This is a genomic window from Vibrio sp. 10N.261.46.E11 (assembly GCF_041472735.1).
GTDB lineage: Bacteria > Pseudomonadota > Gammaproteobacteria > Enterobacterales > Vibrionaceae > Vibrio.
Genome location: NZ_JBFRQW010000083.1, coordinates 1 through 2,118, shown reverse-complemented (window position 1 = coordinate 2,118; position 2,118 = coordinate 1). Strand labels below are relative to the sequence as shown.

The 2,118-nt window shown below is 42.0% G+C and carries 3 protein-coding genes; 1 reads left to right on the top strand and 2 read right to left on the bottom strand.

The window, feature by feature from the left end; translation table 11 throughout:
• Positions 1–88: 88 nt before the first annotated feature.
• Both ubiA and AB4407_RS20265 read right to left on the bottom strand, forming a co-directional pair.
• A complete protein-coding gene (ubiA, locus tag AB4407_RS20270; protein ID WP_372121775.1) occupies positions 89–943 on the bottom strand; it encodes a 4-hydroxybenzoate octaprenyltransferase in 855 nt (284 codons plus the stop codon).
• Positions 944–1,486, bottom strand: a complete 543-nt coding sequence (locus tag AB4407_RS20265; protein ID WP_372121774.1) for a chorismate lyase — start codon at positions 1,484–1,486, stop codon at positions 944–946.
• A 162-nt stretch (positions 1,487–1,648) separates the two neighbouring features.
• Here AB4407_RS20265 and AB4407_RS20260 point away from each other — a divergent pair, with 162 nt between their 5' ends.
• Positions 1,649–2,056 carry a flagellar basal body-associated protein FliL gene (locus AB4407_RS20260; RefSeq protein ID WP_009848242.1) on the top strand — a complete coding sequence of 136 codons (408 nt, stop codon included), beginning with the start codon at positions 1,649–1,651 and terminating at the stop codon, positions 2,054–2,056.
• The last annotated feature ends 62 nt before the right edge of the window (positions 2,057–2,118 follow it).

The window sequence follows — 2,118 nt, the reverse complement described above, 5'->3', positions numbered from 1 at the left end:
GTTATTCTACAATCAAAAATTCTAACGAAGTTATCGAGATTTTTAACAAGCTAGGGTGACCAGTTAGTTACTACGATTGGTATAATGCTTACCAGAAGGTAATGAACAAGCCTACAGTCACCGCCATTCCAACATAGTTATTGTTCAAGAAGGCTTGGAAGCAAAGGTCTCGATCGCGGTGACGCATCAGATGCTGTTGATACACGAACAAGCTTCCCGAAACTAACAGTGCCCAGTAGAAAGTATCACCGAGTTGGTAGTGCATACCCAATGCAATCAACATCGCCAGTGTGACTAACTGCAGCGCGCCAACAATAAGCTTATCAAAACGACCAAACAGAATAGCCGTCGACTTGATGCCAATCTTCAAGTCATCATCTCGGTCAACCATCGCATATTGCGTGTCGTAGGCTATCGTCCACAGCGCATTAATCACGAAGATAAACCACACAACGCTTGGCAGTTCATTGGTTTGTGCTGCCCAAGCCATTGGAATTGCCCAACTGAAAGCCAATCCGAGAAACAACTGTGGAAGGTGTGTAAAACGTTTCATGAAAGGATAAATGAACGCGAGACCAACTCCAATAAAAGAGAGCTTAATGGTCAGCGGGTTCATGGTGAGTACCAACAAAAAAGAAACCACAGCTAACACTAGAAAGAGCACAATGGCTTCCTTGCTGGAAACCAAACCCGAAGGTAATGGACGTTGCTTGGTGCGTTTGACATGACCATCAACTTTACGGTCAGCAAAATCATTAATCACACAGCCAGCCGATCGCATTAACACCACACCGAGTATGAAAACAACCAAGACATCAAAATCAGGCATGCCTTTCGCAGCAATAATCAGCGACCACAAGGTCGGCCAAAGGAGTAACAGAGTACCAATCGGGCGATTCATTCGCGTCAATTGCCAGTACGCCTTCGCTTTGGTGGCAAGCATTTACACACTCTCCTTAGAGTAAATGGGGGATGTTGGTAAAAAAATTTCGGCCACAAGCATCGGTTTATGATTCATCCATAATCGAGAACGACGCGCGAGTAATCGCTCATCACCAGCGATAACCCAACCGACTTGTAGCGCATCTCGCTCCACGTTCTCAGCACTGAAAACCGTTAATCCAAGCGGGACATCCCCTTGCAGAGAAAGGTCAGAGTGCTGATGATCTTCTAGAGTAATTCGAGGTATTAAAGTTCGACCTAACACCCACGGCTCATCATCACCCTTTAAAATCACTTTACGCAGTAAGCAGTCATGTGATGATAAAAGGCGTTCTTCGTCCTGTTGCAGAATTGATCGCTCCACAACTTGATTATGAAGCAACTCAACAGACAGGTGTTGGCAGCACTTGCCCAACTTACGGGAAAGCGATCCTTGTTCCATAAGCCACTCTTTGGTGGTTTCATTAGGAAAATTAAAATTTTCTGTGCTTTGCCAATCTACATTCATTAACGAATTTAGATACAATGATATTGACTGATTCATACTAGTATTCAATAGGTGACTTTACACGTACAATAAAGCTTCAACTTTCGAATAAAATTAAAGCGTCCTTCGAATTGTAAACGTATTTAGATTTAGACCGCTCATTGTAACAAGACTAATGCGTTTCGAATATCGCGAATAAACTAAAGAAAAGTCTCAAATATGCACAAACGTTATGTAGCCCAACTATTTATTGCGATTAATCTACTGTTTTCAGCATCAAGTTTCGCTGAAGAAGAATCGACACCCAAACTAGCCTACTTCACGCTAGAGCCCGATCTCACCACTAACTTTTATACTAAAGGTAAAAAGTTAGGCTATATTCAGGTCCGTCTCGACATAATGGTCGCGAATAGTAATGACTTAGAAGCTATTGAGCATCATCAGCCATTGATTCGTGATGCGGTGATTGAATTACTCGGCAAACAAAATGAAGAGACAATTAAGTCTCTATCCGGTCGTGAAGATTTGAGAAAGTCCTTAGTTGAGCACCTCAATAAGATTTTACTTCCTGAAACAGGTAAAACTCTCATTGCTGACTTATTGTTTACCAAATATCTTTATCAGTAATGATGTAAAAACAAATCCCAATAAAAAAGCGGCTCATCTGGCTAACACTGATCATTTAAGCA

Coding starts and splice junctions, on each gene's coding strand:
- AB4407_RS20265 (WP_372121774.1), bottom strand. CDS start 1,486: ATGAATCAGTCAATATCATTGTATCTAAATTCGTTAATGAATGTAGAT.
- AB4407_RS20260 (WP_009848242.1), top strand. CDS start 1,649: ATGCACAAACGTTATGTAGCCCAACTATTTATTGCGATTAATCTACTG.
- ubiA (WP_372121775.1), bottom strand. CDS start 943: ATGCTTGCCACCAAAGCGAAGGCGTACTGGCAATTGACGCGAATGAAT.